Source organism: Corynebacterium sp. HMSC074A09 (assembly GCF_001811545.1).
GTDB lineage: Bacteria > Actinomycetota > Actinomycetes > Mycobacteriales > Mycobacteriaceae > Corynebacterium > Corynebacterium hiratae.
Map to the genome: position 1 here is coordinate 1 of NZ_KV805161.1, position 26,200 is coordinate 26,200.

A 26,200-nucleotide genomic window follows, 5' to 3' on the forward strand; every position below is an offset into this window, starting at 1 on the left:
GCAAATCCACACGAAATGTCCCTTAAGCCCGGTCATGCCCGCGAGTGTATCCATGAAAGAAGCCCGCCGCGGTGAAGCGGCGGGCCCTATCCCCATGACTAATCCGGTAACGCGTACGGTGTGGAGCTCACCGCCGTTCCGTATTAGGCAAGCCTTAGCTTAGTACGAAAGTTGGATAGGGGTCAAGAGTAAACTGAAATTTCATGACCCCACTCCCCCTCGGTGCCCGCAGACGCCCACGCGGCGTCTACGAAGACGACTGGTCCGCGCGCCCTACCGCCGAACGCCCCTGGCCGGTTGTCTTGATCCACGGAACCTGCGACAGCAAGGGGATATGGCAGGTTCTCGCAGACATGCTCCGCGCCGCTGGCTGGGCCACCTTCGCCCCTGACTACGGGACCCGCGCCACTGGCCCCCTGCAGGAATCCGCTCGGCAGCTCGACGCCTACATCAACGCCGTCCGCACCGTCACCGGCGCGGAGCAGGTGATTCTCGTGGGCCACTCCCAGGGTGGATTATTGGCTCGGTACTGGATGCGCATGCACGATAGCGCGGAGTTTGTACGGCACGTGGTGTGTATCAGCTCTCCCAATCACGGCACGACCCAGGGTGGAATCGCCAGCCCCCTCTTTCGCAGCGAGAGGCAGGAGGAGGTGGCGCGCTCGCTTATCGACGGCTGGTTTGGCCCCGCCGGCATGCAGCAGGTCACCGGCAGCGAGATTGTTGAGGCCACGAACCGCGGCAGCGAGGTCGAACCCGGGGTGAGCTATACGTGCATCGCCACGCGCGCCGACGCCATCGTGGTTCCACCAAACACCTGTTTCCTCAATGGCCCGAATGTCCACAACGTCTATATCCAGGACATCGAGCGCCTTGCGATTATTCGCCACGAGGATATGCCCATGGATAAACGGGTATGCCAGTTTGTCCTCGAGGAACTGGAGCGGCTCTAGAGCTCCAGCTCGTCGAGAACCGCATCGAAAGCCGGCCCCACCTGGGTCCGCCACAGTGTGTCCACGCGGTCATCCGCGCGCCCTGGCCCTCCATTGATGGTGGCCACGCGCTTGCCCTGTTTCTTTGCCTCCAGAACGAAGCGGAAGCCGCTCATCACCGCCAGCGACGAGCCGGCTACCAGCAGGGAGTCAGACGCGTTGACCATCGCGTAGGCGGCGTCCTTTTTGTGGGTGGGGACGGGCTCGCCGAAATAGACCACGTCTGGTTTGAGGCGCTGTGAGCCGCACCGCACGCAGCCGGGCATGACAAATTCTTCGACCGCTTCTTGGCTGAGGGCAACGTCGCCGTCAGGGTTAACGTCCTCTTTGTTGACTGCCCAGCGTTGGAGGAATTCTGGGTTGGCTATGGCGGCGCGGGCGTCGTAGTCCGCGCGTGTTTCTTCGTATCCGCAGCTCAAGCACACCACGTGCTGCATGTCTCCGTGCAGGGCGATGAGGTTGCGCTGCCCGGCTTCTTCGTGGAGGCCGTCGACGTTTTGGGTGACTACACCTGTAAGAAGCCCGGCGCGCTCGAGTTCGACCAACGCGTAGTGCGTGCGGTTGGGGTGTGCAGCTTGCATGACCCGCCAGCCTACGAAAGCGCGCGCCCAATAGCGGTGCGAGGCCTGCGGGTCGTGCAGAAACTCCTGGTAGGTCATGGGGCGGTGCCGGCTGAGGGAACCGTGCGGGCCGCGGTAGTCCGGCACGCCCGATTCTGTAGAGACTCCCGCCCCGGTGAGGACCATGACGTTGCCGTGGCGCAGTTGATCGGTGACGGCGTCTAGTGCTTGTTGTGGGGGAGTCGGCTCAGCGATCTCGGCGACGACCCGGGAGATGGAGCGCAACGCGGACTGGTGAGCGTGGGCAACGGCGGGATCCATGGTGCCCCAGCTTACGGGAGAGCCTCCTCGTAGAGATGATCTGAGTCGAGCTCGCCATGGCGCGAACAGCGCGCGTTCCAGCCATCCGGGCGCACCTGCACCACCATGCGGCGCCCACACAGCTGGCAATAGCGCGGGACGTCCAGGCCCGCCGCGGCCGCCGGGTGCAAGGTGAATTCCTCGCTTAGTGGTTTCCCCGTGTTGGGGTGGAACAGCGGCTCATCGCCGGCAAGGACGGCGGCGGCCAACTCCGTCGAGCTGTTCATCAGAGCGCCTTGATGGGCAGATCGATGCGGCCGAGCATGTCGACGTCCTTTTCAATCTGCTTGCCCAGAGTGGTCAGGTAGTTGCCGGCGATGATGGCGTTGATGCCGCCGAGCAGCCCCTTTTCGGTTCCGTCATCACCCAGGGAGAGCTCGCGGCCGCCCGCAAAACGGAGGGTTACAGACGGCATGGCCAGGCGGAATGCGGCCACTGCGCGCAGTGCCTCACCGAGCGGGACCAACGGGTAGTTCGCGAATGGTGTGCCCGGGCGCGGGTCGAGGAAGTTCATCGGCACCTCGCAGGGCTCGATCTGGGCCAGCTGGTAGGCGAACTCGGCGCGGTCTTCTAGTGATTCGCCCATTCCGATGATGCCGCCGGAGCAGATCTCCATGCCGACTGCACGGACGTTCTCGAGGGTCTCTTTGCGCTCCTCCCAGGTGTGGGTCGTGACGACGTTGGGGAAGAAGGACTTGGAGGTCTCCAGGTTGTGGTTGTAGCGCTGGGCGCCCATGTCCTTGAGGCGCTGGGCCTGCTCGCGGGTGAGGGTTCCCAGGGATAGGGAGATTTCGATATCAACTTCATCGAGGATGGCCGGGATGGCCTCGGCAACCTGGGACAGGAGGTTCTCGTCTGGGGCCTTAACGGCCGCCACAATGCAGAACTCCGTGGCGCCGGTCTTGGCGGTCTTCTTGGCGGCCTCCACCAGCTCCGGGATGTTGAGGCGCGCGGCACGCACGGGGGACTCGAAAAGGCCCGACTGCGAGCAGAAGTGGCAGTCCTCCGGGCAGCCGCCGGTCTTAATGGAGATGATGCCTTCCACGGAGACGTCCGGACCGCACCACTTGAGGCGGGTTTGATGCGCGATGTCCGCAATCTCTTCCAGCTGCTCATCCGGGATCTGAAGGACCTGCAGCAGTTCTTCTTCGTTCAGGCCGATGCCCTGCTCCAGGGCCTTCTCGCGTGCGATATCTACGATGCTCATGCGGGAAACCTTACTTGAACACCGTTCAAGTTGTGGTAAATCCGCGTGTTTTGTTCGGTCCGGACTAACCTCTAGGCCATGGATTCCACGCTCTATGACGACACCCTCGCGCTACTCCAGGAGCTTATTCGCAATGCCTGCGTGAATGACCTCACGCCTGACTCCGGCAACGAGGTCCGCAACGCGGATACTCTGGAGAAGTTCTTCAACGGCACCCCGGTGGAGATTCAACGCTATGAATCGCACCCAGGCCGCGTGACCATCGTGGTGACCGTTCCGGGTGACCCGGACAAGGAGCCGCTGACGCTCATGGGCCACACGGATGTCGTGCCCGTCGACGAGCCCAAGTGGACCAAGCCGCCCTTCGACGCCGTCATCGAAGATGGCAAACTCTACGGCCGCGGCGCGGTGGACATGCTCTTTATTACGGCGACGATGGCGGCGGTGACCAGGGACGTCGCCAAGCGCGGCAATCCCGGCGGCACCCTGGCCTTTGTCGGCATGGCGGACGAGGAGGCCCGCGGCGGTTTGGGCTCCATCTGGATGGACAAGCACCACCCAGAGGCCTATTCGGTACGCAACTGCCTCTCGGAGACCGGCGGTAGCCACCTGCCCGGCGCGCTCGGCTTCAACGTCGGCGAAAAGGGCGCAGGCCAGCGCCGTCTGCACGTACACGGCGATGCCGGCCATGGCTCGACGCCCTTCGGCAAGGACTTTGCCATCGTCAAGATTGGTGAGGTCGCTCGCCGCATCGCTGCTGCCGAGCCGCCCGTGGCTACGGATGAGGTGTGGCAGGGATTCGTCAAGACCTTCCGCTTCGACCCCGCAACGGAGGCAGCGCTTCTCGACGGCTCCGCTACCGCCGCAGATTATGAGAAGTTCGGTAATTTGTCTGCCTACGCCCACGCCTTCTCCCACACGACGATTGCCCAAACCGTCCTGCGCGCAGGTGGCGCCATCAACGTGCTGCCCTCCCACGCCTACCTGGAGATGGACATCCGCCCCTTCCCTGGCCAGACCCAGGAGGAGCTTGATGATTTCCTACGTGAAGCGCTCGGAGATATGGCCGAGGAGGTAGAAATCGAGCACCTTATTACTGAGGACGCCACACAGTCCTCGACTGATACTGAGCTGTGGCGCTGCATTGAAGAGACCGCCCACGAATTCTTCCCAGAAAAGAAGGTGTTGCCGGTACTGGCGACGGGTGGTTCCGACCTGCGCGTGGCTCGTCGCCGCGGCGGCAATGCCTACGGTTTTGCGCTGCATGCCGAGGATCGGGACATGGCCAGCGCGAACTCGCAGCTGCACAGCCACGACGAACACCTGCACTTGGAGGACTTGGAGCTGACCGTGAAGGCGTATTCTTCGCTGGTGGATCGTTTCTTGAGCCGCTAACGCAAACGTGTAAAAGCTGTGGCACAATGTGGCGCATGAGAAACAAGCTTGTCCTGTGCTCCGTTGCTGCCGCCATCGGCCTGTCCGCTCCTACTGCCTCCGCCGACATGGTGGATGACTACCTGGCCAAGGTCCCGGCCGGCCAGATCTCCTGCGAGCAGGCCACCAAGTACTACACCAACCCGTCCGACTACAACAGCAAGAAGTCCCAGGCGCTCGCTGCCGCTAACTTCCACCCGCGCGGCGGCGAGATCCGCGACGCCGTCGCCCGCGCCGACGAGGCCATCGCGCGCTGCGGCCTGAATGGCGGCGGTGGCAACGCTGCTAACAATGGTGGTGCCCCAGCCAACAACACTGCCCCAGCTAACAACACCGCGCCTACCAACAACGGTGGTACCCCAGCCAATAACGGCAATAAGGCCCCGACAAACAACGCTTTTCCGACGATTCCAGTGACCTTCGGAACCTTCACCATCTACGTCCCGGATATCGTGGCGTACCTCAAGACCCTCGTCGAGGGCACCCCGCTGGCCCAGCTTCTGCCGTAGAAAACTAGCGGAAATACGTCCCCGCGTGCAGCGCGCAGCCGGTATTGAAGGCATGCCCGCACGCGGGGCATTTGTATGACGAATACTCAGCGTATGTCATCGTTCGGCCGCAGGCCCCGCACATGACGCAGAGCTCGTCCTTCGGCATGGGTCCAAAATCATGATCCGTTAACTCCGCGTGGCAGAGCGAACACGCGAACCAGCCGCCGCAGGTGTGGCACTTGTTCGCAACGACGTCGACTAGCGTGTGCCAGTGGCGGCACCGGCCCTCCGCGTCACAATCGCTCCGTGGATCATGGCCACGACTCTAACAGCCGCGCCATCGCCCGGTGGGCCGGCGTGATGTCCATGCGCAGGCGGCTCTCCAGCAATTCCGCAGGGAAATCAGCGGGGAGAAGCTGTGCGGGGAAAGGCGGGGTACGGCGCAGCGCCGCGAAGGCGGCGGCGTGGCGGCGCGTAGTTTCGACGACGATGCCAACGTCATCGGTGGGCAAAGGGGGGACGTCGCCCAGCGCGCTAATACGAGCAGCACTGTCCTCAAGGTCCCACGCGGTGGCAATAACGTCGCGGGCAGTGTCCGCATCCACGGACCAGGTGCCGATAAAGGCTTTCTGCGCCCACTCCCCCGGCGCGTGGACGCCCACCAGGACTCCAGGCCGCAACTGCCGGAAACCGCTGGCATGGGCAGCGCGCAGGAGGGCATCTCTTTCCGCGCGGCGATCCTCGCCAATATCGAAGATCACGGTGTGAAACGCCCCTTCCCACTGGAAGTCGCGCGGCGAACCTAGGTGACGAAACTCCGCAAGGTAGTCACCCACCATGGAATACACGGAACAACGCCCCACTCGGCGCGAGGATAGGTCGCCCGCGCGCACCATGCGTGATAAGTACGTGCGCGCGCCGGCCGGCGACAGACCCAGCCCAGTGAGGATCGGTGTCAGCACGGGCCCGGGGAGCTCCTCGCGGCGCGCCAACCCACAGAGGTATCCAAAAGTTCCTGGTCCAACGTCAGCCATGCCCCAACCCTAGGGTTTTTATGTGTCAGAAACAAACCGATTCGTATGTTTTGTGGCACACTATGTGGCATGAGTCTCAATCCACGCCTGCTCAACTTCCTCATCCTCGGCGTCTTCGACGTCGGCCTGGCCATCCTGCTATTCCAGATCGTCGATTCCGCAACCAACAACCACGTCTATGCCTACCTGGCCGCCAGCATCGGCCCCCTTATCGGCGGCATCATCCAGCATGTGCGCCAGAAGTCTTTTTCTGGGATTTCTGCGTTGATCCTTGCCTTCAACGTTGCTGCGGCGTTGGCCACGCTGGTCGGTGGCACCGATGAGCGCCTCCTGCTGGTTAAAGGCAGCGTTGTTACCGGCATTATTGGATTGCTCTTCCTCGGCAGCTTGGCCCTTGGAAAGCCCCTTGCCTTCTACTTTGGCCAGCGCTTTGGCACCGACGGCACAAAGGAAGGCGTCGCCTACTGGAACGGATTGTGGAAATACCCGACCTTCCGCGCCTCCCAGCGCTACATCACCATCGTGTGGGGCGTCGTGTTCCTGCTCGAAGCCATCATCCGCGTCGTCGCCGCCTATTCCCTCCCCTTCACCACCGCCTACTGGCTGTCGAATGCGTTGCCCTTCGTGGCCCTCGCTATCTGCCTAACGGCCACCTTCGCCATTGCTGCACGCGCCCGCAAGTCCGCGCCGACCCCGGCCTAGCGCGTGAGCCCCCACAGAATCTGCTCGTGCACGCGCGGGTCATGGGGCAGCTGCCCATGTTCGACCGGGGCCGATTCCACGTTGACCACATCCGCCCCCGGAACAGCGCTCAGCTCAGAGGTCTGATTCGGCGTCACAGTGCTATCCGCCGGCGAGTAGATGGAGGTATAGGTGAGGCCGGACGCGGTGTCCGGCAACTGGTTGAGATTCTCCATGAACTCCGAACCCTCCAACTGTTGAATGCCGGCGCTGGTACCCACGAATTTGACCACGCTGGGGGCAATTTTGGCTGCCGTGCTTAGCGACGTTGCTCTGCCACCCCACGTCGTCCCGTGAAAATTCGCGCCGATGGTGACCACGCGGTTCACTTCATCGGGCGAACCGTAGAGCTGGGTGAAGGTCTTGGTGTGCAGGCCGCCCTGGGAGAAGCCCACGAGGTTTACTTTGTGTGCTCCGGTGACCTCCCGGATGTGCTCTATCTGCCTGGCTATTTCGCGCCCAGAGGATTCTAGATCCGAAATCCCCTTCAGGTAGTCATAGGCGTTCTGGTAGGCCACGTCCTCGGCGCCATAATCGAAGGCCCAGACGCACATGCCCTGGTCCTTGAGTGTCGGGATGAGGTCGTTCCACTCAGCCGAGTTAGCCGAGGTTCCGTGCAGCAAAACGACCGGCTCGGTGACAGGACCCGTGGGCTGGCAGTCGGGATCGTTGATGCCGAGACCCTCCGCAGCGGAGGTCTCCATGGTTTGAGCATGGGCCGGAACGGGGGCCGCAGTGGCGAGGAGAATAGCGAGGAAGGCACGCTGCAGGAAGCCGTTTTTCATAAGGAGACAGCTTATCGCCGATCCCTGAGCATCTGCTGTACGGTTCCTGTATGCCTGCCGAACTACCAGGAGGAAAGGCTGCTCAAGCTGCTGGAGCGCTTGGATTCTTTCTTTTGGGTCTGGGCGTGTTTCTTTGCTTCCTCGAATGCTGCGGGCGAATCGAAGTCATCGTAGCTATCCATCAGCGTTCGCAGAGACTGCAGATTCGGATAGATTTCGCTGTGCCACATGTGACGGCGCGTGCCATCGGTGCACTCCTCGTTTTCTTCACCGCCGGTGTGCACCGCGAAGATCATGGTGTCCTGGTAGAGCGGCGCGCCGGAATCTCCGTTGCACGTGCGCGAAGCAAACATGGAGCGCGATTGGATGAGATTATCGAAATCGTAGCCTTGAATCTCCCCAGCGACCCCAGTCTCTTCGACGCGGACCACGGCCTCAGAGGCAAAATTGTGCATCCCTCCGTAGCCCACGAGGAAGAGCGAGTCATTGACGCGCAGTGGCCGCGAGGGCAACTCGAAGGCCTCCGCGTCCATGGGTTCCGCTTTCAGCAGGGCGACGTCCGACTTCTCTGCTACCGGGGTGGAGGCGAGCACCTTGGCACTGTCACCATCCGCCTGCGTGAGACGCAGGTCGCGGCCCAAGCAGTGTGAAGCAGTAAGCCACCAATCATTGCCGATGTACCCCGCGGAGCACTCGCGTTTGCCGTTTCGCCACAGCGCCGCGACGCGATCATCGCTGGCTGCAACCGTGCTCGTTGCCTGTAGAACCCCGGGGACGTTCGCAGAAGTGGGGGCGCCAAACAGGGAGGACGTCACTGTCACGATGATGGAGAGCAAGGAAGCGAGAATACCAGGGAACACAAGGCGTAACTCTATCAGTGAAATCGCATGCGTGCTCACCGCACACCACGGCATATCATTAGGACCTGTGATGAAGCGATTTCTCTCTCTTGCCGCTGCACTCTTCTTTCTCAGCGGCTGTTCCCTCGACCTCGAACCTTCCACGAATACCTCGACGAGTAGCAGTGGGCCGTCGACAAGCACAGCCAGCACCACTGCCGAAACAGCAGACGAGGGCCCACAGCCCACCCTCCCCGCTACCGAGGAAAACGTCGAAGGCGTCAACATAGATCAACCACAAGAGGAAGTCATCGGCTTCACCGAGGCTCCCGGCGCGGCGCAGCCTTCTCCGATGGAGAAAACCATCGCATCTTGTGGAGACCCTTCGCTGCACGAAACCGGAACGACATTCTTCAGCGATGGAACCTCTGGCTGGACGCAACAGTGCTCGGACGAGATGCTGGCTGCGAATCCTCCAGTTCAAGAAGCCGCCGCGGTGTATGAAGCACCCGCCGTGCAGGAGAACTACGTTCATCCCGGCGCGTATTGCAGCGGCGGAAGCGGCGTATCAAAGAGAGGTGTCCCGATGACATGCGCACCCGCTTCTGATGGCAGGATGCGCTGGCAAAGCGCGTAACCTCATTCCGGCAGTTGAGGGCCTTTACCCTTCTTCCACAACGCAAAGGCGATGCCTCTGCGAATCAGTGCTGAAAGCCCCACGGGTAGGCAGCACAGGAAGGGCAAAGCGATGAGCATCTGCTCGATCCAGCCGAAGAGACCAACCGCCCCGATAACGACGAAAACGGCATCCAGGCGGAAATCTGTAATGACCTTCCGCTGCATGGGCAGGGAAACAAGGTAAGCAATTCCCAGAAACACGAGTGCGGGAAGAAGCACAAAGACTGCAAGGAAGCCACTCTCAGCATCAGTTCCTTGCGTATCGACGAAAAAGAGGGCCACCAGCAGCCCAACAAGCACGAACTCCACAAACGGTAACCGCAGCACAGGGAAATCTATAAGCCGCGGTGGCAGGGCGGAAGCGGGGCCGAACATACCGACAGTCTAGGTAAAATCATTTCCGCGTGGGCTTCGCCAAAGCTTTTAAGCCTTGCGGAGCGTGAACTCAACGACGTCGACTTCGTCGTCCTCAGCTAATCCGGGATAGTGAGTATCAAGCGCTTCATGAAGCTCAGCAAGAGAGCCAAAGCCATCTCTTCGGGCTTGTTCCTCCGTCAAGGACCTCCGCTGGGTAGAAACAACTGACGTGACCGCTGCGGGAATGGTGACGACCTCTCCGGATTCTTTCTCAAAGACAATCTGGGCGCTTCCTTCATGGAAGGGATCATCCACCCGAATGGTTTGTTGCTTTTCTCCGCTTCGAATTGATTCCTCGTAACCTTCCCACATATAGATGCGTTGCTCTTTGTCCATGTCACGCCAGTTATATGCGAACGGTAAGAGCTCTTCCACAGTGAGTGCTTCAAGTCCATTGCTTCCGCGCACGATGCACCGGATAGACGGATCAGTATCAAATAGCACTTGGCGGCACTTTCCACAGGGCGAAAGCACCTGGCCAGTCGGACCGTGGACGGCGACTACCGCTCGGATCGGATCCTCTGGATGACTAGCAGCGTGGTTAGCTAAGGCCGAGATTTCACCACAGGGGCCACCGAGAAAATGATATGCGTTTAAACCGAGCACGTGTTTGCCGGATTCGGTCAGGAGGGCTGCGGCTACGGTGTGATCTACCCCGTCGTGGAAACGCTGCGCATGGGTCGTGGCTGCGGTCAGTAGTTCTCGGAGTTCATTAGTAATCATCCTTCAAAGGTAGCTGCTACTGCCACAACTCCCAAGCCCAAGGGATCACAAATCTGTCGCTGTCATTCACGGTAAATAAGGGCGAAAAACTTCGAATTTCTGGCCGCTATAATTCCCCGAAGATATCAATAACCCCGGCGATTTACTCCTACTTTCGTAGTGCAGGGATCGTTCCGGGGTTTTCAAAGCGCACATTATCATATCCATATGGATAATCCAAGCCCAGCCCAAGTACAGCTGTCCCAGTGGTTTTCATCTGCGCGAATGAGCAGGTACGCCGATCATCCATCACCAGAAACGCTCTACCTTTGGAATACTCACCTCACGAAAACCTATCTCGCAGACATCGAACACCTCGAAGTACTCCTCCGAAATAGCATTCACAATGCCCTAACCGGAAGGTACGGCGAGCGATGGTTTGACAACGATCGAATCCCTTTCAACGATGCAGCGAAGAAGAATATCCGCAAAGCGAAGAAACGGGCCGGGAAGGAAGGTGCACCACCAGGAAAAATCATCGCTGAACTCAGCTTCGACTTCTGGCGTTTCCTCTTGAGTAGTCACTATCAGGCGAGTATCTGGCCCCAGGTAAAGAAGGCGTTGAAGAGAACGCCTGACAGTAGACAGCAGTTTGAAGAACTTGTAGTCATTGTTTACAAAATGAGGAATAGGTGCTCTCACCACGAATCAATCGTTCAACAACGCGATAGAGCCCGTGAAGTCGCACATCTCGACTCCGTTGATAACGCTATTCAAGAAGTAGCGGACTTCATTGATCCTCACGCCGCGGTATGGATCAAAGACAATTCACGCGTCCCCGCTATACGGGCACAACGACCTTAATCCATTGACGCTTTCTTGATACGTCGTACTGGCCTAGCGAACTCAGGCCACTGAAAAAGAAAAATCTCGAGACACCGACCGGAACGATGTCTCGAGACTTCACAGCGTGCCCGGGGCGGGACTTGAACCCGCACGTCCTATAAGGACACTGGCACCTGAAGCCAGCGCGTCTGCCAATTCCGCCACCCGGGCAGGGTATTGATGTCTTGGCGACTAGCTAACCTTAGCACGCAGTCCAACAGATTCTACAAATCCGCTGGCAAACCCGAACTTTCCAGGGAACTATAGGCCGCGCGTCTACGTTAAATAGAGGAAAGCAACCTATACTGATCGCTGCTATACCTCTCCCTTGAACATCCCGAAAGGAGGACGGCGTTACCCTATGGCATTTCTTGACAAGCTCGCCAAGCTGGATTCTTCCTTGCAACGCGGACTGGACAACGGCATGGCCTTTGTCTTCGGCGGTAAAGTCGTCCCCGCAGAGATTGAGGAGCTTCTCAAGCAGGAGGCGCAAGACAATCTGTCCCGCGGTGATGATGGCAAGCTTTATAGCCCCAACGTCATGACCGTCGGCGTGTCCTCCAAGGACATCGAGAATCTCTCACAGGACCGGGATGTTCCCAAGGATCTAGCTGATCAGCTCACCCGCTTCATCCGTAACAGTGGCTGGTCCCTCGCCGGGCCGGTCATCGTCCGCATCGCGGAGGAGTCGGGGCTGCGGACTGGGCAGTTGCGCGTGTCCTCTTTTTTGGATCACGAGCCCACCGAAGAAACCGGATTCGATGCGATTTTCCACCACGACCATGGTCAGGAGGACTCTATGACCCAGCCGCACAACGCCGACGAGGCCGCAACCACCGCCTTCATGGCCCCCACCCCGAATCAGCCAGCGCCGCAGGGCCCTGCGGTGACGCTCATGTTGCAGGACGGCTCCTCCCGCGTCTACCACGTGCAGGAGGGCTCCAATATTCTGGGCCGCAGCAACGACGCGGACCTGCGCCTGCCGGATACCGGTGTGTCCCGCCAGCACGCGGAGATCACCTGGAACGGCCAGGACGCCGTGCTGGTGGACCTGCAGTCCACGAACGGCACCACCGTCAACGACACCCCGATTGAGAACTGGCTGCTTGCCGACGGCGACGTGATCACCCTCGGTCACTCCCACATCGAGGTGCGCATCACCGGCCTCGAAGACCAGGGCTACTAAGCCGCCCGGCAAGTGTTCCCAGATTCTTAGCGTAAGGACTTTTCATGGATTCGATCGTGCTGCTCTCGCTGCGCATCGGCCTGCTGGTGTTGCTGTGGCTGTTTATCTTGGTCGCGCTCAACGCCATGCGCCGCGACGCCAATAAGGCCGCCGGCGTCTACCAGGCATCGTCCCCGGTGAAGGGGGCCCAGAGGCGTCGCGAAGCGCCGCGTGAAATCGCCATCGTGGACGGGCCGCTGCGCGGTTCCCACATGGAACTGGGCACGCTCGAAGACTGTACGATGGGCCGCGCGCAAGACTGTGACTTTGTCACCGGTGATGATTTCTCCTCCGGCCACCACGCCCGCCTGTTCCGCAGGGGCAGCGAGTGGTTCGTGGAGGACCTCGAATCCCGCAACGGCACCTTTGTTGGTGGCGTTCGCATTGACCAGCCAGAACGAGTCGGAGTCGGCTCCGATATCAAACTTGGCCGAACGACCGTGAGGTTGATGGCATGACTTTAAGCCTGACTTTTACTGCAGTGACGGACCGCGGATTGGTCCGCGAAAACAATGAGGATTCCGCCCACGCGGGCCCGCACCTGCTGGTGCTGGCCGACGGCATGGGTGGCCACGCCGCCGGCGAGGTCGCTTCCACCACCATGGTGGAGCACATGGCCTCCCTCGAGCGTGATCCGGGCGATAACGACATGCTGGCCCTGCTCGGCGCGGCGGCGGAAGACGCTAATGCGGCGATCCGCGAGCACGTGGACGAGCACCCGGAGACGGAGGGCATGGGCACCACGCTGACCGCCCTGCTTTTTAACGGCTCCGAGTTCGGCGTGTGCCACGTGGGTGATTCCCGCGGCTACCGGCTGCGTGAGGGCAAGCTGACCCAGATCACTAAGGATGACACCTATGTACAGTCCCTGGTGGATGAGGGCAAGCTCGATCCAGAAGATGTATCTTCCCACCCACAAAAGTCGTTGATCCTCAAGGCCTACACGGGCCGCCCGGTAGAGCCGACGCTCTTCATGCTCGATGCTGAACCGGGCGACCGCCTCCTGTTGTGCTCGGATGGCCTCTCGGATCCAGTGACGGCCTCTACCATCGAGCAGGCGCTGAAGCAGGGCACGGTCGAGGAAGCCGCCACCACCCTGCGGGATCTAGCGCTGCGCTCCGGCGGCCCTGACAACGTCACCATTGTGGTGGCAGAGGTCGTGGAAGCGGAGGGTGACGAGGACTCCCCCATCACCGTCGGCGCCATCCAAGGTGTTGTTCCGGAGCCGACGCACCCGGATTCTTCCGCGAGCCGCGCCGCAAAGCTGATCTCGCCCCCAAAAGCCCAGGCCGCTGAGGAGAAGCCCCAGGAGGACCCACAGCGGCGGCCCCAGCGAAGCCGGATTGGGTGGAAGGTGATTGCGTGCCTTGCCATCGTCATCGTGCTCGTCGTCAGTGGCGGGCTCTGGATGAAGAATTATCTGGGCAATAACTATTACGTGGCTACGGATGAGGGTGGCACCCTCACCATCGAGCAGGGTGCGGATTATGAAATCTTTGGCCGCCCGCTGCACCACACGTATCAGAATGCGTGCCTAGGCAAGGACAATGCGCTCAAGCTCGGGCACGGAGAGTGCGCGGGCGACTTTGCGCCGTTCACGCTGAAGGATTTGCCAGAATCCGAACGTGCCGCTGTGGGCAACCTGCCCTCCGGCTCCTATGACGAGGTGCAAACGCAGCTGTCGCAGCTCTCGGACAAGGCGCTCAAGCCTTGCCCGAAGGCCTCGAAGGACGGAAAAGATGACAAGAGCGCGTCCAAAGGAAACTGCCGGGAGGTGAAGTAGGTGAGTAAGTTCTTCTCCCGCGGCACCGAATTCGGCCTGCTCGTGCTAGCCACCGTGGTTTTCGCCATCACCTTGGTGAGCCTTGAGCTGTCCCAAGGCAACGTGCTGACCCTCGATGTGCTCTACCTCATCGGCGGTTTCATCGGCGTCTTTGCCGTCGCTCACTTGGTGCTCTGCTTCCTGGCACCCTATGCGGATCAACTCATGCTGCCCATCGTCGCGGTGCTCAACGGCACCGGGCTCATTCTGTTGCAGCGCCTCGATCTTGCTAATGGCGGCGGGCTGGCGGTGCGGCAGGTGATGTGGACCATCGTGGGCCTCATCCTCTTCGCGCTGGTGCTCGTCCTCCTGCGAGATCACCGCTCGCTGACGCGGTATTCCTATATCTTGGGCGCGCTGGGCCTAATCCTTCTCGCATTGCCCCTGGTGTGGCCGCAGCCGCCGGGCGTCGACGCCCGCATCTGGCTGTGGCTCGGACCCTTTTCCATCCAGCCGGGTGAGTTCTCCAAGATCCTGCTAATTTTGTTCTTCGCCATGCTGCTGACCCAGAAGCGCTCGCTGTTCACGGTGGCCGGCTACAAGTTCTTGGGTATTTCCCTGCCGCGCCTGCGAGACCTCGCCCCCATCCTGGTGATTTGGGGCATCGCGATTGTCATCATGGGCATTTCCAATGACTTCGGCCCAGCCCTGCTGCTGTTTAGCACCGTGCTCGGCATGCTCTTTATGGCCACCAACCGCGTGAGCTGGCTGCTCATTGGCGTCATCCTCGTGGGCATCGGTGGCTTCGGCATCTACCAGGTCTCGGAGAAGATCCAGCAGCGCTTCTCCAACTTCCTGGATCCGCTGGCTAACTATGATTCCACCGGCTACCAGCTCTCCCAGGCGCTCTTCGGCATGTCCTCCGGCGGTATTACCGGCACCGGCCTAGGCCAGGGCCACCCGGACATGGTGCCGGTGGCGCATTCGGACTTTATCCTGGCCGGAATCGGTGAAGAGTTCGGGTTGGTTGGCCTCGCCGCGGTGCTTGTGCTGTTTGCCATGCTCGTCTCCCGCGGCTTCCGCACCGCGCTGACCTGCCGCGATACCTACGGCAAGCTGGTCTCTTCAGGGCTGGCCCTGACGCTGGCCGTGCAGGTCTTCGTCGTTACCGGCGGCATCTCCGCGCTGCTGCCCATGACGGGCCTGACCACGCCGTTCATGTCTGCGGGTGGTTCCTCTCTCATGGCTAACTACATGCTGCTGGCCATCCTGCTGCGCATCTCCAACGCGGCACGCCGCCCGGCGCGCGAGCTGAGCTCAAACGCACCCACTGACACGTCCATGTTCCCCGCCGTCCAGGAGGCCATCCGATGAACCGATCGATCCGCCTCGTCGCCCTTTTTTCCCTCATCCTCACTGCCATCCTCCTGGTAAACCTCACGGTGGTGCAAGCGTTTTCGACGGATAAGTACGCCCATAACCCTAAGAACGTTCGCGGCTACCTGGAGATGCGCACGACCCCGCGTGGCCAGATCTTCGCTGGCAACACGGTGCTGGCGCAGTCCACCGCGGATGAGAACGGCAATTACTCGCGTTCCTACCCCACCGATTCCCCGGCCTTCGCTGATATCACCGGCTACCTGTCGGAGCGCTTCGGCGCCTCCCAGCTGGAGGCCTCCCAGAATGACATCCTCAATGGCAAGGATGATTCGCTGCTGGCGCGCAATTGGCTCGATATGTTGTCCGGCAAGCCGCAGAAGGGCGCGAACGTCGAGGTCACCGTCGATCCGGCCCTGCAGCAAACCGCCTACGATCAGCTCGCTGGACCGGGTTATAACGGCGCGGCCGTGGCCATCCAGCCCTCGACGGGCAAGATTTTGGCCATGGCCTCTTCCCCCAGCTTCAACGTCTCCGACCTGCTCGGTGATAACGCCGGCGAGAAGTGGGAGCAGCTGCAGAACCAGGAAGGCACCCCGCTGGTCAACCACGCCATGCAGGACACCCTTCCGCCCGGGTCCATCTTCAAGATCATTACGACTGCCGCAGGCCTCAATAACGGTTTCAATCCGAACTCCACGCTGACCGGCGCGGCGTCCATTACGCTGCCCGATACCGTCACGGAGCTCACCAACTACGGCAACCAGTCCTGCGGCGGCGCGGATAGCGTCACCCTGCAGACGGCCTTCGCGCTGTCCTGCAACACCGCTTTTGTGCAGATGTCGGAAAGCATCGGCGCCGATGAGCTGCGCAAGTACGCCGAAGGCTTCGGCGTGGGTGAGAAGTACTCGTTGGGTGTTAATACTTCCGCCGGCGCGCTCGGTGAGCTTGGCGACGGCGCCCAAGTCGCCCAATCCGCCATCGGCCAGCGCGACGTGACCATGTCCGCCCTCCAGGCAGCCATCATGGCCGGCACCATCGCCAACCAGGGCAAGCGCATGGAACCCTACCTGGTCAACCGCATCACCGATGCCCAAATGAATGAGCTGCGCACCACCACACCACGTCAGGCCGCCGAAGCTGTGGATGAAGAAACGGCTAATACCATCAAGGACCTCATGTTCGCTTCCGAACGCAGCACCTTCGGCTACGACGGAAACGGTTTTGCCTCGAAGACTGGCACCGCCGAGCACGGTGAGGGCCTCGCCCCGCACGCGTGGTACGTGGCCTTCGACCCAGACAAGGACATCGCGGTGGGCGTCGTGGTCAAGGACGGCGGGCACCTTGGCCAAAATGCCACCGGTGGCCAGGTCTCCGCGCCCATCGGCCGTGCCATCCTGCGCGCATACGGAGGTGAGCAGTAGTGAATAGTGCAGATAACAAAAAGCACCTCCAAGAACTGATCGGTGAGGACTACCAGCTGCAGTGGATCGTCGGCCACGGCGGCATGTCCACGGTGTGGCTGGCGGATGATGTCCACAATGACCGCGAAGTCGCCCTCAAGGTCCTGCGCCCCGAGTTCTCGGACAACAACGAGTTTCTCTCGCGCTTCCGCAACGAGGCCAAGGCGGCAGAGTCCATTGATTCCGAGAACGTCGTGGCCACCTACGACTACCGCGAGCTCGAGGACAACGGCCGCACCTTCTGCTACATGGCCCTGGAGTACATCCGCGGCGAATCCCTGGCAGACCTCTTGGCTCGCGAGGGCGCGCTGCCGGAAACGCTGGCGCTCGACGTCATGGAGCAGGCCTCCCACGGCCTGTCCGTGATCCACCACATGGGCCTGGTGCATCGCGATATCAAGCCCGGCAACCTCATGATTACCCAAAACGGGCAGGTCAAGATCACCGACTTTGGCATCGCCAAGGCCGCCGCCGCCGTGCCGCTGACCCGCACCGGCATGGTCGTCGGCACCGCCCAGTACGTCTCCCCCGAGCAGGCCCAGGGCTACGAGGTCGGCCCAACTTCGGATGTCTATTCACTCGGTGTGGTGGGCTACGAGATGCTGGCCGGCAAGCGCCCCTTCAGCGGTGATTCCTCGGTATCGGTGGCGCTGGCGCACATTAGTCAGGCGCCGGAGCCCTTGTCGACGTCGATTAGCGCGCCCACCCGGGAACTGATCGGCATGGCCCTGCGCAAGGACCCCAACACCCGCTTCGCTGATGGCAACGAGTTCACCAATGCGATCTCGGCCGTACGCCAAGGCCAGCGCCCGCCGCAGCCCAAATCCGCAGCACTCGCGCCCATCGCCGATGAACCCTCACCCTCCGCCTCGACGGAAATGCTGGCCAACATGGCGCAGCCCACCACGGTGCGACCAGCCGTCCAGCCTTCTACACCGCAGCCGGAGGAGCGCCCCGACAAGAAGGGTGGTTTCGGCACCGGGTTGCTCATCGCCGTGGCCATCGCCGCCCTCGTGGCCGTCGGACTCATGGCCTACCGGATGTGGGGGAACACGGCACCGACCCCACCACCAGCGCCGACGGAGGTCATCGTGACGGAGACAGTTGTGCCGGAGACCACGGAGGAAGAGGAAACGGAAACCCCCGAGACTGTCGAGATCACCACCGTCGAGGAGGAGCCGACCCGGGTCACCGTTACCACGACGCACTCGGTCATCCCCGCCCCGCCGGTGACCACGGAACGCACGACCCATCAGGAGCCGCCCGAGTTCCCTACGGAGGAGACGCAACCGCAGGTCAATGACAGCCCAACGCCCGCGCCCGAACTAGACTCACAGAGCAACCCCACCGAAGAATCCGCACTACAGGGAGGCCAGTAACCCACCATGGTCAGTGATCGGTACCACCTCCGCCAGTCCATCGGCACCGGCGGCATGTCCGAGGTGTACGAAGCCGAGGACTCCGTTTTGGGGCGCACCGTCGCCATCAAGATGCTGCGCCCCGACATGGCGCGCGACGTCAACTTCCGCGAGCGTTTCCGCCGCGAGGCCCAGAATTCCGGCAAGCTCAATCACCCGAACATCGTTGCCGTCTTCGACACGGGTGAAAAGGACGTCGAAGGCCTGATGGTTCCCTATATCGTCATGGAATACGTGCAGGGCCGCACCTTGCGCGACATCGTCCGTGAGGATGGCCCCATGCCGGTCGAAGAAGCCGCGCGCGTGCTCAAACCGGTGGCGGATGCTTTGCAGTCTTCCCACGAGGCCGGGATTATCCACCGCGATATCAAGCCGGCCAACATTATGCTGACCAACACCGGCCAGGTGAAGGTCATGGACTTCGGCATCGCCCGCGCGCTGGATGATTCCACGTCGGCGATGACGCAAACCTCTGCTGTCATCGGCACCGCGCAGTACCTTTCGCCGGAACAGGCCCGCGGCAAGCCTGCCGACGCCCGCTCTGACGTCTACGCTTTGGGCTGCGTCATGTATGAAACGGTTACCGGCCGCACGCCGTTTGAAGGTGAAACACCTTTTGCGGTGGCTTACCAGCATGTGCAGGAGGATCCGGCACCACCCTCGGAGCTCATCACTGAAGATCTGACGGAACGGCAGCGGCTCGGCGTCGACGCCGTCGTGCTCACGGCGATGGCCAAGCACCCTGCGGACCGCTACCAATCTGCTTGGGAGATGGGCGATGACCTCGAGCGTTTGGCCCAGGGCCAGCTGCCGGAGGCAGCACGCTCCCACGTCAACGATGAGGATCACCCCACCACGATGGTGGCACCCGTGGCCGCGCAGCACCGCGCACCGGTGGCCTCGACTCGTCCCTCTGAAGACGATGAGTCCGGCTCCGGTCTGAAGTGGCTGGCGGCGCTGCTCGCGGCCTCTCTCGTCGCCATCATTGGTTATTTTGCCTGGGACTTCTGGGATAGCTCCCGCCAAGAGGCCCGCGAGCGCGAGCAGGAGCAGCATGAAGCAGCCCAGCGCGCGAACATGGTGACTATCCCGAAGGTGGCCAACCGCCCGCGCAACGAAGTCGTGGAGGAACTAGAGAAGCTTGGCCTGCTGGTAAGCATCAACGAGGAAGCCAGCCCCGATGTACCGCGCGGCAAGGTCATCCGCATCAACCCTGCGGAAGGCTCAGAGCTGCAGAAGAACTCCTCGGTCACGCTGACGGTGTCCTCCGGCAAGGAGGTCACCGAGGTCCCGGATCTCACCGGCATGAAGCTGGATGAAGCCACCGCCGCGCTGGAGGAAGCCGAGCTAGAGCTCCACACCGACGTCGAGCAGGTGAACGATGAGGCCCCTGCGGGCGAGATCATTTCCCAGAACCCGGCGGGCGGTACGCAGCTGTCCAAGGGTTCGAAGGTGCGGATCACCGTCTCCAAGGGGCAGAAGGAAGTCAGCGTCCCGGATGTCAGCGGTATGGATCGTGACCGCGCGGTCGAGATGCTGTCCTCCATGGACTTTGACGTCAACGTGAACTCGGTGGACTCTGAGCTTCCGGAAAACCAGGTGCTCAGGGTCGTCGAGAAGGGCCAGAAGCTGCCCAAGGGCAGCCAGGTCACCCTGGAGGTCTCGAACGCGATGCTCATCCAGGCACCGGACCTGACGCATTCCACCCAGCAGGAAGCCGAATCCGCGCTGCGCGCCAAGGGCTGGTCTGGCTCCCTCGACGTGGGCGAGCGCATCCCAACGTCTAACCCGATCGACAGCGACAAGATTGGGTGGGCGTCGGCAAGCCGCGGCGATGTCATCCGCAAGGATGCGACCATCCACGTCCGGTTCTGGGAGTTTGACCCTGCGGCGCTGCTGCCGCAGTAGCTCTAATTGCCGCAGCTGCTAAGGTATTCCACAGATTAACCCCCCTATTCTTCGTGAAGGTGTAACAATGCCAAAGTCCAAGATCACGACGGAGGGCTCCGCACTCCCGCAGTCCTCCAGCTCTGCTACTAACCGCACCCCGGTCAAGATCAACTCTGAGGGCACCCCGAAGTGGTACATCGCCATCATGCTGGGCCTCATGCTCCTCGGCCTGCTCTGGCTGGTCGTGAACTACCTGGCGGGCGAGTCCATTCCGTTCATGCAGGAGCTGGGCCCGTGGAACTACGGCATCGGCTTCGGCCTGGCCATCATCGGCCTGTTGATGACGATGGGCTGGCGTTAGTTTTCATCGCCGCCAATGAACTCCTCGAGGTTCTATAGCATCGCCGGTGTCGGCTGCATCATTCTGGTGATGCTCACCGTCACGGTGGACAAAAGCTTCCTCACCCCTGGCGCACTCGTACTCGCCGGCCTCGGTGTCACGCTGACGCCGCTGGCCCTCCGCTACCCTCTTGTGGCGGCCTGCGGGTACGGTGCGCTTTTTGCGCTGACGGTGTGGCTCTCGGAGTGGCGGTCTTTCCTGCTCTTGGCGTGGAGCCCCGTCATCGTGGGCATCGTGGCGTTTCGCACGCGCTGGCTGTGGGCGGTCCTTCCAGCGGTGGCGTACACCTACCTCGTCACGACGGATCCTGCGAACAACTATCTTCCGGATTTCGATCCCTTGAACCTGTCGCTGCCTCTCATCTTGTATGCGGTAGCCATCGTCATTGGGGCCGCGCTGCGCAAAAACCGGGACCAGCGTCTTGCCGCCGAACAGCGCGCCGCCGAGCAACGCGAGGCGCTGATGACCGCCCTTCATGATTCGGTGGCTGCGACGCTAACCTCCGTGGTCATGCGCTCCGAAACCTTGGCGCTGACCCAAACGGACCCTTCCGCGGCTGACTCCGCGGAAGCGATTGCTAACGACGCCCGCCGGGCCATGGGCGAGGTCCGTGATCTATTGCGCGTGATGAAGAATGAGAGCGTGACTCAGGGAGTTAAGTCCTTGGAAGAAGACCTCGACACCATGGTTAGCTTCCTGAGCAGCCACGGCTTCCACTGCGAAGCACAGATCAATGTAGGCAAGAACGGTGAGCTCGCGCTACCGGAAAAGCTCTCCCTCGTGTTCTCTGAACTCGCCATTAACATCCTCAAGTACGCTCGCCCTGAATCCCGTGTGAGCATCGAGGCCACCGGCAGCTCCAAATCCATCGACCTCGTGATCACTTCCGAGATTGCGGCGCAACAATCACGCCAGTACATGACGACGAATCTGGGCTTGGGGGAAATCGCCCGCCGTGTTCGCAGGATGCACGGCAGCTTCGGCAGCGGCAAAGAAGGCAATCTCTGGGTCACACGCCTTTCTCTTCCGGCCGCCTGCCTAAGGAAAATATAGTAAGATTGCCCGATAGTCCGCTATTTCTTAGATTTTAAAAGGTTCGACATGCGTACTTCCCTCGCCGTTGCCGCCGCAGCACTCGCGCTGTTCTCGGCACCAATTGCCAGCGCTGCTCAGACTCCCGCTGAAACCAACGTTGACGCTGCTGCTGAGACCACCGAGTCCACCGGATTCACCTTCTACAGGTCGTACGCGAGCGAATTCGCCGACCACTTCCGTTGCTCCACCAGCCCCCAGCGCTGGTGGTGCGGCTAAACTGTTTCTCCATGAGCATTCGGGTTTTCCTCGTTGATGATGATGAGCTCGTTCGCTCGACGCTCCGCGTCTATTTCCAGACCACCGAAGACATCACGGTGGTCGGTGAGGCAACCAATGGTGCGGATTGCTTAGCGCAGATTGAAGAAGTCAATCCGGACCTCGTCCTCGCCGATATTCACATGCCACACATGGACGGCATTACGCTGCTCAAGCACCTTAATTCTGGACCGAATCCCCCGACGTTTTTGGCGGTGACCGCCTTCGACTCGGATGACACGATGCTGAAGATCCTGCGGGCGGGCGGCGCGGGTTATATCTTGAAGAACCAACGCCCGCGCTCCATCATTGAGGCGGTTCGCGCCGCTGTGGAAGGTGGCACCGTCGTGGCGCCCGCCGCCATGCACCGTTTGGTCGACTACATCGGTGAGCCCGCCACCCCACGCGATCCCGTCGCCGCCGCCATTGAGAGCCACGAGCTTCACGACGCCGAAATAGCCGTCCTCAAACTCCTCCTCGCCGGCAACTCCAATTCAGAGATCGCCGCCGCCACCCACTATTCGGAATCGGCCGTGAAGAAGCACGTCTCGCGCCTCATCACCATCTTCGGCGCCAGCACGCGCCTAAACCTGGTGACCAAAATTTTAGGTGGCGCTGGCTCCTAAGTAGGGATCGCCGATGTTGCGGGAGCCACCCGGTGGCTTCCGCTTCAGCGTGTGTTTGGGATTGGGGTTTAGGTATCCGGCGGTACTGCGTCGAGTACGTCCCCGTTAGCCTGCTGCTTCAATGCTGCTTGCGCTGCCTTGTACGCCGGCTGGGACGTAATCGGCTCCGCCCAGGGTGGCACATAACCCACCCCACCCCGCAACCGGAAGACATAGCCAGCACCAGTCGGCTTATCCGGATCATCATCATTAATGCCATTGTGATAAGCACACAACATCGTCAAATTCGGCGGATCCGTGGTCCCACCCGCCTGCCACGGCACCAAATGATGCACCTGACAATAATCCGCCGGCTTATTACACCCCTCACGCGCACACGTCGGATGCTCCGCACTGGCCATAATCCGCTGCTCAAACCCAGCCAAACGCCGCACCCTGTGCAACCACACCGGCCCAATCGTTGGATGCACCAACGTCACATACCCAACCTCAGCAAACTTATAAGAAACAAACTCCCGACCCGTCATCCGCCCACCGTTGGTGAGTACCAGCTCAATATCATCGCCCTCACCCCGCGCAATCTGGTCCAACTCATCCAAGGTCACAACCACATTGGTAGCTACCGCAGGCTTAGTGCCCCCATGCGCCTGGTTGAAAAACACCTGGCCTGCCGCATCCAACAAATCAGCCGGATTAATCGACTCCAACGTCCCGCGCATCTCACTAATGCGCAGCGGCGAATCAGTAATCGTCAACGAATGCGGCCCCACCTTCCGGTACGTCAGACGCACCCCAACCTCCGGCACCCGCCGCGGCCGCAACTGCTTCAACCTCTCCTTGGCCACCTTCGGGATACGGTCTGCTGGGGTGCCTGCCTGTTCAGAAGACTGAAATGGTAGCGGTGTGGTGAGTATCTGGTAGCGCCTGAGTGAGTATCCGGTAGCGGTGTCTCACTCAGGCGTTGTTGGTGGTTATGCGTTGGTGTTCAGGTGTCAGATGCGAGTTTTTGGTACCGGTGTTCTGGGGACTCGGTACTGCCGTGTTCCGGGTAGTTGGTACCGGGCCGAGGGGTGCGTCGGCCCGGACGGGCTACAATTTCAGGGTGGAATCACAGCTAGTCGCCTACATCGATGAGTCCTCCGCCCTTAGACCCCCAGACCAGCAGGAGTACATGGTGTGTGCAACCATCATCGACACTCAAGACTTGGAAAAAATACGCGAGGAGCTGCGTCCACTACGACTTCCTGGCCAGGTCAAACTTCACTGGACCGACGAACGTAATAGCCGACGCCGAAAAATCGTGGACACCCTTTCTGAGATCGACTCCATGCAAGCGATCATCACCCACCAGAGTGAAGTGAGCAAGAAAACGGAGAGGCACCGCAAGAAATGCTTGGAGCAGATGTACTTCGAGCTCTCCGAGATGCACGTCCACAACGTCACTTTGGAAAGCCGGCAAGAAGCACAAAACAGGCGAGACGTCGCCCATATAGTTGCCCTGCAGGGCCAGGGACAAAGTGCTGGCATCCGACTGCGACACGTACGCGGTGGCGATGATCCCCTGCTCTGGATTCCAGATGCCGTTCTGGGAGCACTGAACTCCGTCCATCTAGGGGAAGAGCAGTACTGGGAGAAGCTGCACGAGAAAGTGGTCCTCAACCGTCCCACCCCGGATTCCCTCTAGAGGCAGGCGAAGACCCTGAGTCCAGTCGTCCGGCTGGGGTCCCAGGGTCTTCTTCCGATCCTGTCGTAACAGGTGGCAATAACTCTAGGGTAGCACCATTTGGCATCATTTGGCACCGATAGGCCCCGTCCGTTTCCTTAGCTGGATCGGCGGCCTCATCCTGGTTTCCTGACCAAATCCACATCGACCAAGCCGAACGCAGCGGGCTAAATATCACTCTGCTCAATACCCCTAGACGTTGACACCGACATGCCCCGCCGAGATACAGCAGGTCATAGGACAAAGACCTCTTACTCCGGCCATCACTGAATCGATCATCAAACCACCCCGGCGGGAGCTGACCGAAAATCTCTGAAATCAAACCCTCATCAGAGATGACTTTCTTTGCACGGGATACTTTCCGTCGTGAACACCCCAATGCGTGTGTGATCTGCGCCTAGCTAGCACCATCAAGGCACATCGCAATGATCTGCTTGAAGTTGGCCACAAGGACCAGCTCCTTCCAAGTAGAAGTTGACGCAACACCAGCGGATTGTGATGTCGCCAACATCAACTATGAAAGAAAACCCCTTGCAGTACCGGATACACGGAACACCGGTACCAACTACGCGGACTCGCGGTACCAACTACCCCAAATCGACATTCAGGCGCATGTTTGGTCCTTCGAGTGTGATGATCTCGGCGCCGGAGACGAGTCGGTTGAGGATTGACTCGGAGATCACGGCGTCGGGGATGGACTTGTACCACTCCAGTGGGGTGAATTGTGAGGTCACTATCGTTGAGACTTTGCCTTCACGGCCGGCGAGGATGTTGAGAAGTTGGTGCGCAGTCGCGGCATCAACAGGTGTGGTCAGGAAGTCATCGAGGACTAGGACATCGACGTCGTGGAGGTGCTGGATGAATTTCAGCCGTTTAGGGTCTTCGGGTTGGAGGACTGCCAGTTCGGCGGCGAGCATGTCGGTGCGGTAGAACCGTGCGGAGTAGTCTTTGCGGCATGCTGCTGTGATCAGGGCTTGGGCGAGGTAGGTTTTGCCGACTGAGGATTTGCCCAGGATGACAATGTTTTGGCCCAGGTGGCACCATTGTCCGTGAGCGAGTCTGCTGACTTGCTCGGGGTTGATGTTGCGGTCAGGCGTGCAGACCACCTTTTCAAGGCAAGCATCAAGGTTCGGAGATCGGGATGCTTTCAGCAGTTTGTTGATGCGTCGCTCGCGCCTGGCCGCGACTTCTTTATCAAGTGCGTAGAGCACCTTTTGGGAAAACGTCCATGTGTCGAATGCGGGATCGTTGGCGATGTCGATGACGCTTCTGCCAAAGGCTGTCATCCGCAGCGCGGTGAAGTCGGGCAGGACGGATTCGTCAAGGAAGCGATCTGTTGGCGGGGTTGGTGATGACAAGGGGTTTAGTTTCCTTTCTTTGCGAGGTTGTCCATGCTGAACTGGTCTGCACCGCCGAGAAACGCGCCGGTGGTATCCCGGTCAGCGGCTACAGGCTGGGCGGTTGTGGTGCTACGCGGGGCCTGGTCTAATCCGCGGGGCCGAGTGGCGTGTTCTTTGCGTATGGCGGCCATCATGTTTTTGACTGCGGTATATGACACCGCCCGTCGGCTGCCGTCGTTGGCCATCAGGCGCTGGCATGCCTCTTCCAGGATTGGTTTGTTGCCGTGTTTGCCCATCGAAAGCACATTTCGGCAAGACTGGTACGCCTGGGCCGGGATGGCTTTCGCCGCGATGAGTTCTTCGATGACCTTGCGTGTTGCCGGGCCGGTTTTGCTGGCTTCGCGATAAAAGTAGTCACTGGTCCACAGTCCACGGGTGGAGTCCATTCCAGATGGAATGTGCTCATAGTCAGTGACATAGGCCCCACGCTTATGCGAAACC

At 60.7% G+C, this 26,200-nt stretch carries 28 protein-coding genes, 1 tRNA gene and 2 pseudogenes; 18 read left to right on the forward strand and 13 right to left on the reverse strand.

Annotated features, from left to right (window positions below; translation table 11 throughout):
* Window positions 1-203 precede the first annotated feature (203 nt).
* Window positions 204-953: an esterase/lipase family protein gene (locus tag HMPREF2807_RS10800; RefSeq protein ID WP_049156683.1), complete on the forward strand. Its 750-nt coding sequence runs from the start codon at window positions 204-206 to the stop codon at window positions 951-953.
* Here the strand turns inward: HMPREF2807_RS10800 and HMPREF2807_RS10805 are convergent.
* Genes HMPREF2807_RS10805 through bioB form a run of 3 tightly spaced genes read right to left on the reverse strand, consistent with a single transcriptional unit; the run spans window position 950 to window position 3,119 of the window.
* On the reverse strand, window positions 950-1,873 hold the full coding sequence (locus tag HMPREF2807_RS10805; protein WP_070512797.1) for a Sir2 family NAD-dependent protein deacetylase: 924 nt from the start codon (window positions 1,871-1,873) through the stop codon (window positions 950-952). The two genes, HMPREF2807_RS10800 and HMPREF2807_RS10805, sit on opposite strands and share 4 nt — an antisense overlap.
* An 11-nt stretch (window positions 1,874-1,884) precedes the next feature.
* Window positions 1,885-2,139: a biotin synthase auxiliary protein BsaP gene (locus HMPREF2807_RS10810; RefSeq protein ID WP_046648628.1), complete on the reverse strand. Its 255-nt coding sequence runs from the start codon at window positions 2,137-2,139 to the stop codon at window positions 1,885-1,887.
* Entirely contained in the window at window positions 2,139-3,119 is a 981-nt protein-coding gene (gene bioB, locus HMPREF2807_RS10815; RefSeq protein ID WP_046648630.1) for a biotin synthase BioB, read from the reverse strand. The genes HMPREF2807_RS10810 and bioB overlap by 1 nt, the downstream gene beginning before the upstream one ends.
* Before the next feature lie 78 nt (window positions 3,120-3,197).
* Here bioB and HMPREF2807_RS10820 point away from each other — a divergent pair, with 78 nt between their 5' ends.
* Both HMPREF2807_RS10820 and HMPREF2807_RS10825 read left to right on the forward strand, forming a co-directional pair.
* Window positions 3,198-4,514, forward strand: coding sequence for a M20/M25/M40 family metallo-hydrolase (locus HMPREF2807_RS10820; RefSeq protein WP_070512799.1), 1,317 nt, complete (start codon window positions 3,198-3,200; stop codon window positions 4,512-4,514).
* A gap of 35 nt (window positions 4,515-4,549) precedes the next feature.
* Complete coding sequence (locus HMPREF2807_RS10825; RefSeq protein WP_369816158.1) at window positions 4,550-5,062, forward strand: hypothetical protein; 513 nt, start codon at window positions 4,550-4,552, stop codon at window positions 5,060-5,062.
* Between the two features lie 4 nt (window positions 5,063-5,066).
* Here HMPREF2807_RS10825 and HMPREF2807_RS13565 read toward each other — a convergent pair.
* Together HMPREF2807_RS13565 and HMPREF2807_RS10830 are read right to left on the reverse strand one after the other, a co-directional pair.
* Window positions 5,067-5,264 (reverse strand): annotated as a pseudogene (locus HMPREF2807_RS13565) (hypothetical protein); the annotation flags it as partial.
* A 91-nt stretch (window positions 5,265-5,355) separates the two neighbouring features.
* Window positions 5,356-6,078: a hypothetical protein gene (locus tag HMPREF2807_RS10830; RefSeq protein WP_083306718.1), complete on the reverse strand. Its 723-nt coding sequence runs from the start codon at window positions 6,076-6,078 to the stop codon at window positions 5,356-5,358.
* Between the two features lie 69 nt (window positions 6,079-6,147).
* On the opposite strand from HMPREF2807_RS10830, the gene HMPREF2807_RS10835 reads away from it, so the two are divergent.
* Complete coding sequence (locus HMPREF2807_RS10835) at window positions 6,148-6,780, forward strand: VC0807 family protein (protein WP_049156671.1); 633 nt, start codon at window positions 6,148-6,150, stop codon at window positions 6,778-6,780.
* On the opposite strand, the gene HMPREF2807_RS10840 is transcribed toward HMPREF2807_RS10835, so the two are convergent.
* Together HMPREF2807_RS10840 and HMPREF2807_RS10845 are read right to left on the reverse strand one after the other, a co-directional pair.
* A complete protein-coding gene (locus HMPREF2807_RS10840; protein WP_070512809.1) occupies window positions 6,777-7,604 on the reverse strand; it encodes a lipase family alpha/beta hydrolase in 828 nt (275 codons plus the stop codon). The genes HMPREF2807_RS10835 and HMPREF2807_RS10840 overlap by 4 nt on opposite strands.
* 62 nt (window positions 7,605-7,666) lie before the next feature.
* Window positions 7,667-8,464 carry a trypsin-like serine protease gene (locus HMPREF2807_RS10845; RefSeq protein ID WP_070512812.1) on the reverse strand — a complete coding sequence of 266 codons (798 nt, stop codon included), beginning with the start codon at window positions 8,462-8,464 and terminating at the stop codon, window positions 7,667-7,669.
* 70 nt (window positions 8,465-8,534) lie between these two features.
* Here HMPREF2807_RS10845 and HMPREF2807_RS10850 point away from each other — a divergent pair, with 70 nt between their 5' ends.
* On the forward strand, window positions 8,535-9,080 hold the full coding sequence (locus tag HMPREF2807_RS10850) for a membrane lipoprotein lipid attachment site-containing protein (RefSeq protein WP_070512815.1): 546 nt from the start codon (window positions 8,535-8,537) through the stop codon (window positions 9,078-9,080).
* A 2-nt stretch (window positions 9,081-9,082) separates the two neighbouring features.
* On the opposite strand, the gene HMPREF2807_RS10855 is transcribed toward HMPREF2807_RS10850, so the two are convergent.
* Together HMPREF2807_RS10855 and HMPREF2807_RS10860 are read right to left on the reverse strand one after the other, a co-directional pair.
* Entirely contained in the window at window positions 9,083-9,496 is a 414-nt protein-coding gene (locus HMPREF2807_RS10855; RefSeq protein WP_070512818.1) for a hypothetical protein, read from the reverse strand.
* 48 nt (window positions 9,497-9,544) lie between these two features.
* Window positions 9,545-10,261 carry an ASCH domain-containing protein gene (locus tag HMPREF2807_RS10860; RefSeq protein ID WP_070512821.1) on the reverse strand — a complete coding sequence of 239 codons (717 nt, stop codon included), beginning with the start codon at window positions 10,259-10,261 and terminating at the stop codon, window positions 9,545-9,547.
* 207 nt (window positions 10,262-10,468) lie between these two features.
* Here HMPREF2807_RS10860 and HMPREF2807_RS10865 point away from each other — a divergent pair, with 207 nt between their 5' ends.
* On the forward strand, window positions 10,469-11,104 hold the full coding sequence (locus HMPREF2807_RS10865) for an Abi family protein (RefSeq protein WP_070512825.1): 636 nt from the start codon (window positions 10,469-10,471) through the stop codon (window positions 11,102-11,104).
* 107 nt (window positions 11,105-11,211) lie between these two features.
* Here HMPREF2807_RS10865 and HMPREF2807_RS10870 read toward each other — a convergent pair.
* Window positions 11,212-11,296 (reverse strand) — tRNA-Leu (locus HMPREF2807_RS10870).
* A 190-nt stretch (window positions 11,297-11,486) separates the two neighbouring features.
* On the opposite strand from HMPREF2807_RS10870, the gene HMPREF2807_RS10875 reads away from it, so the two are divergent.
* The 11 genes from HMPREF2807_RS10875 (at window position 11,487) to HMPREF2807_RS10925 (ending at window position 22,636) form a co-directional block, all read left to right on the forward strand.
* Window positions 11,487-12,311: a DUF3662 and FHA domain-containing protein gene (locus HMPREF2807_RS10875; RefSeq protein WP_070512829.1), complete on the forward strand. Its 825-nt coding sequence runs from the start codon at window positions 11,487-11,489 to the stop codon at window positions 12,309-12,311.
* A gap of 44 nt (window positions 12,312-12,355) precedes the next feature.
* Window positions 12,356-12,808, forward strand: a complete 453-nt coding sequence (locus HMPREF2807_RS10880) for an FHA domain-containing protein FhaB/FipA (protein WP_046648650.1) — start codon at window positions 12,356-12,358, stop codon at window positions 12,806-12,808.
* Window positions 12,805-14,133, forward strand: coding sequence for a protein phosphatase 2C domain-containing protein (locus tag HMPREF2807_RS10885; RefSeq protein ID WP_070512832.1), 1,329 nt, complete (start codon window positions 12,805-12,807; stop codon window positions 14,131-14,133). Before HMPREF2807_RS10880 ends, HMPREF2807_RS10885 begins: the two co-directional genes overlap by 4 nt.
* Window positions 14,134-15,486, forward strand: coding sequence for an FtsW/RodA/SpoVE family cell cycle protein (locus HMPREF2807_RS10890; RefSeq protein WP_046648654.1), 1,353 nt, complete (start codon window positions 14,134-14,136; stop codon window positions 15,484-15,486). It abuts the gene before it with no gap.
* Window positions 15,483-16,913, forward strand: coding sequence for a penicillin-binding transpeptidase domain-containing protein (locus tag HMPREF2807_RS10895; RefSeq protein WP_070512835.1), 1,431 nt, complete (start codon window positions 15,483-15,485; stop codon window positions 16,911-16,913). The genes HMPREF2807_RS10890 and HMPREF2807_RS10895 overlap by 4 nt, the downstream gene beginning before the upstream one ends.
* Entirely contained in the window at window positions 16,913-18,331 is a 1,419-nt protein-coding gene (locus HMPREF2807_RS10900; protein WP_070512838.1) for a serine/threonine-protein kinase, read from the forward strand. The genes HMPREF2807_RS10895 and HMPREF2807_RS10900 overlap by 1 nt, the downstream gene beginning before the upstream one ends.
* 6 nt (window positions 18,332-18,337) lie before the next feature.
* Window positions 18,338-20,278 (forward strand): Stk1 family PASTA domain-containing Ser/Thr kinase, encoded by a 1,941-nt coding sequence (gene pknB, locus HMPREF2807_RS10905; RefSeq protein ID WP_070512842.1) that lies wholly within the window; start codon window positions 18,338-18,340, stop codon window positions 20,276-20,278.
* 67 nt (window positions 20,279-20,345) lie between these two features.
* The gene (crgA, locus tag HMPREF2807_RS10910; protein WP_010188168.1) at window positions 20,346-20,621 is read left to right on the forward strand and encodes a cell division protein CrgA; all 276 of its coding nucleotides are present in this window, start codon (window positions 20,346-20,348) and stop codon (window positions 20,619-20,621) included.
* 15 nt (window positions 20,622-20,636) lie between these two features.
* Window positions 20,637-21,713, forward strand: coding sequence for a sensor histidine kinase (locus tag HMPREF2807_RS10915; protein ID WP_070512845.1), 1,077 nt, complete (start codon window positions 20,637-20,639; stop codon window positions 21,711-21,713).
* 48 nt (window positions 21,714-21,761) lie between these two features.
* Window positions 21,762-21,971 carry a hypothetical protein gene (locus tag HMPREF2807_RS10920; RefSeq protein WP_070512847.1) on the forward strand — a complete coding sequence of 70 codons (210 nt, stop codon included), beginning with the start codon at window positions 21,762-21,764 and terminating at the stop codon, window positions 21,969-21,971.
* Window positions 21,972-21,982: 11 nt separating this feature from the next.
* A complete protein-coding gene (locus HMPREF2807_RS10925) occupies window positions 21,983-22,636 on the forward strand; it encodes a response regulator (protein ID WP_049156612.1) in 654 nt (217 codons plus the stop codon).
* 68 nt (window positions 22,637-22,704) lie between these two features.
* On the opposite strand, the gene HMPREF2807_RS10930 is transcribed toward HMPREF2807_RS10925, so the two are convergent.
* A complete protein-coding gene (locus tag HMPREF2807_RS10930; protein WP_232751669.1) occupies window positions 22,705-23,391 on the reverse strand; it encodes an HNH endonuclease signature motif containing protein in 687 nt (228 codons plus the stop codon).
* A gap of 347 nt (window positions 23,392-23,738) precedes the next feature.
* On the opposite strand from HMPREF2807_RS10930, the gene HMPREF2807_RS10935 reads away from it, so the two are divergent.
* Complete coding sequence (locus HMPREF2807_RS10935; RefSeq protein WP_082254467.1) at window positions 23,739-24,320, forward strand: DUF3800 domain-containing protein; 582 nt, start codon at window positions 23,739-23,741, stop codon at window positions 24,318-24,320.
* A 626-nt stretch (window positions 24,321-24,946) separates the two neighbouring features.
* On the opposite strand, the gene HMPREF2807_RS10940 is transcribed toward HMPREF2807_RS10935, so the two are convergent.
* Both HMPREF2807_RS10940 and HMPREF2807_RS10945 read right to left on the reverse strand, forming a co-directional pair.
* On the reverse strand, window positions 24,947-25,717 hold the full coding sequence (locus tag HMPREF2807_RS10940) for an ATP-binding protein (protein WP_198531405.1): 771 nt from the start codon (window positions 25,715-25,717) through the stop codon (window positions 24,947-24,949).
* A 5-nt stretch (window positions 25,718-25,722) separates the two neighbouring features.
* Window positions 25,723-26,200, reverse strand: a pseudogene (locus HMPREF2807_RS10945) (IS21 family transposase); the annotation flags it as partial.